Annotated in this window: 4 protein-coding genes; all 4 read left to right on the top strand. The window is 38.4% G+C overall.

What is annotated here, in order from left to right:
* The first annotated feature begins 125 nt into the window (after window positions 1-125).
* The 4 genes from VJL_RS27175 to VJL_RS27160 all read left to right on the top strand — a co-directional run bounded on the left by VJL_RS27175 (window position 126) and on the right by VJL_RS27160 (window position 2,761).
* Window positions 126-854, top strand: coding sequence for a DUF5677 domain-containing protein (locus VJL_RS27175; RefSeq protein ID WP_050568899.1), 729 nt, complete (start codon window positions 126-128; stop codon window positions 852-854).
* 132 nt (window positions 855-986) lie between these two features.
* Window positions 987-1,628 (top strand): hypothetical protein, encoded by a 642-nt coding sequence (locus VJL_RS27170; RefSeq protein ID WP_038882470.1) that lies wholly within the window; start codon window positions 987-989, stop codon window positions 1,626-1,628.
* A 195-nt stretch (window positions 1,629-1,823) separates the two neighbouring features.
* Window positions 1,824-2,276, top strand: coding sequence for a hypothetical protein (locus VJL_RS27165; protein WP_025543425.1), 453 nt, complete (start codon window positions 1,824-1,826; stop codon window positions 2,274-2,276).
* Window positions 2,273-2,761, top strand: a complete 489-nt coding sequence (locus VJL_RS27160) for a hypothetical protein (protein ID WP_038882469.1) — start codon at window positions 2,273-2,275, stop codon at window positions 2,759-2,761. The genes VJL_RS27165 and VJL_RS27160 overlap by 4 nt, the downstream gene beginning before the upstream one ends.
* Window positions 2,762-3,027 lie beyond the last annotated feature (266 nt).

The following is a 3,027-nucleotide window of genomic DNA, read 5'->3' as shown; positions in this document are numbered from 1 at the left end:
TTCGCTTCATCAATGGAGTGAAAGAAATGGAGACTCATCAACAAGCTACTGCATGATCTTCCATACACCACATTTGACAATAGCTCGCTCACACCTTAGCAAGGCGTTATGTGATTAGGAAAATTATGAGCTCTGAAGTATTAAAAAAAGCAATAGAGTTTGCTAATGAACATGTAGTTCAATTGGAGATGCAAAATAACTATAAGTATCATGCATATTCAGTTGGATTGTATTGTTCTTTGATTGAGTTATCTCAATCATTTGAGACACTTACAAGAGACTACGTTCATACAGGTGCTCTTGTGTTGTTTAGATCGTTTATGGAGCATTACGTAGACCTCAAAAATTTGAGGAATAGTGAAGGCTATGTTGATGTTCTTGATTTGGATAATGGATACTCTCATCTAAAGCAATTGAAGCAAGCGAAAGATGGTAATCCATATTTTTCGTCGTTGGTGTATCTAGCTGATACCGAGATACCTCGAATCCAAGAAGAAAATAAGAAACTGGCTGAAAAGCTCGGTAAAAAGCGTTATTCGGTTTTAGATAAGTTTCAACTGGCGGGAATGGAAAATGAGTATAAAGGTTTATATGCATACTTGTGTTCTGAAGCCCATAGTTCGTTGGGTAGCATTGTTAAACGACACTTTCGCAAAGACGACGCTAAGGATCATGTTGAGTTAGTAGTGCATGCTTCTGAACCTTGTGAAAGCGATATATTCTATGTGGCAAATATGGCTTTATACCTTAGTCATGCGGGCAGTTTAGTCTGTGAAATCTTAGATAGCGATATCAAGTCTAAGTTTGACGAGCATACTCAGAGTATCCAAAACTCCGCCAGCAAAATCACATAACAAACTGCTCAAGAGGGATTCGCAACGCGTGGCATTTTTACTATGCGTTGAATTTAGTAATTAAGGTGGTATGCGGCGGGTTCGGTATTGCGTTGCTCACCCCTTAGCAGGGCGTTATAAATCAGAGGGACTATGGAGCAATATTTTAAGAAAATCTGCCTTTGGATAAAAAAGTACACTCATCCATTGAAAGTGTTTGGGGGAGTGTTTTTTACATTGGCTTTAATATTTGGATTGATCTGGATCAGTGGTCAGGAAGTTGAGCCTATTGCATTTTTCTTGGGATTACTAAGTTCGTTATTTTTTGCGCTTCCCTCAATCGCCGAATATTTCTATCCTGACCGTAAGCCCGTTCGGGATATGTCATTTGAAGAAATACTCACTTTTATTCCCACAACGGATTATAAAAATGATTGGCATGGAATAAGTCTTGATTGGGCAAGTGAGAGATTCCTAAAAGAAGATCCAAGATTGAGGGTGCGTGCAAAATACACTGAAGATGGTATTCAAAATGACGATTTTAGAGAGACATGGGCAAATTGCCACCCTAATTCCAAAGCTGTAGGGTACTGGTATGAACTCTATTATGACGGAGCATTTATCGATAGGATATTGTTAGTTTCTGTCGATGGAGCAAGGGCAATCATACCTCCTCCATGTATTGATACAGGTAAGATTCAGCGCTATGAATATAGCATTGCAAAAATTCATGATGTAACTGGTACTGTTGATGAGTACATTGAGCGTTCAGGTCTTAAGCTAGCTGATTTATAACAAAGCATTTAAGAGTGATTCGCAACGCTTGGCAGTTTCGCTTCGCTCAAGTATAGCCAAGCGTCGTTCACACCTTAATGCGGCGTTATGCAACACGAACATTTCGAATTTCGTCCCTATTCACACATATGCTACAAGTTTTAACTTTCTACTGTTGTAAGATGTGCTTCATTATTCATATGGAGGAAGTTAAACATGGAAAAGTGTCCAGCAATCGTCGGTGTTGTTTTTGATGATAAAAGCTTAGCCGCGATAGACAGAATAAATGAGCTACATGAATTGGAGAAAAGTGCGCAATTCTTTATCTCACTTGGAAACTTAATTAATATCTTTGGTGGAAATGTAGTCAAAGGAGCAGGGAGTAGTGGTGTAACCAAAGCTATCTCTGCAATTCCAGCAAGCGATACTATGCATAAAGCACGAGATGTTAGTATCGCAGTCGGTAGAGGTGTTTCTTCTGATGCAGGACAAACTGCGTGGAATATAACTCAAGCAAACTGGGAGTATTACTTCAAATCCTACAGCGCTCTTACCGTTATTAAGCTTAGACAAATTGAAAACATTGCTACGGAACAAGCCTTAGAGCATGTAACAGACAGAAAGCAGTACAGGTTTTGGAAAGCTATATCTGATGGGTGTAAATTATGAGAATAGCTCTTACATTTTTTTTGATGGTATTTTCAATTATTTCCAATGCAGGTCAAAGTGTTGAAGATAAGCTATTCACTGACTTAAATAATTCAATAGATGCTTTGGGCTCTCGTATAGCCGTTTGTAGTAAGATCTCAACGAAAAATAAACCCGATGAAGAGACCTTAAAATTTGCAAAGCAAAGACTTGAGGAACTTACTCCGGTATTAGCTCATATTAATTATTTAGCGATTGAACGCTGTAGTTTTAGCGAGAAAAAAGAATTGGCGTACAGTATTCTTATTGCAAAAAACAATGCTAAGCGTCAGAGTACTTTGGAATTAGTTGAAGCGACGGAGAAGATTACATTTCCATTTAATACAGAGTCGCAAGCTAAATTTGATGCTTTAAGTGGGGAAATCAAAACGTTTTTAACAAACAGCAGTTTTTTCAGTAAGCCATTTGACGTATTAGCATTCTACGAATCGGTTGCTGACATGTAAGTGTTGAATAACAAAGCATTTAAGAGTGATTCCCAACGCTTGGCATTTTTCATTCCATCGTTGGGTTTTGTGTTTACGGTGGCAAGGTTTAGGTTAGGTGGCAGCGTTGCTCACACCTTAATGCGGCGTTATAAAGATTAGGAGACTTTCGCGATAAATGGACTTAGTTGTTGAGTTACTAAAAAGTGGTGATTACTGGATTGCGATTGTTGTAGTGATCGTAACTATTGCTATAAATGCTCCTAGAGTAACCGAGTACTACTTCT

Origin of the sequence: Vibrio jasicida CAIM 1864 = LMG 25398 (assembly GCF_000400365.1) — a bacterium.
Classification (GTDB): Bacteria; Pseudomonadota; Gammaproteobacteria; order Enterobacterales; family Vibrionaceae; genus Vibrio; species Vibrio jasicida.
This window is presented reverse-complemented; position numbering and strand designations above follow the sequence as displayed.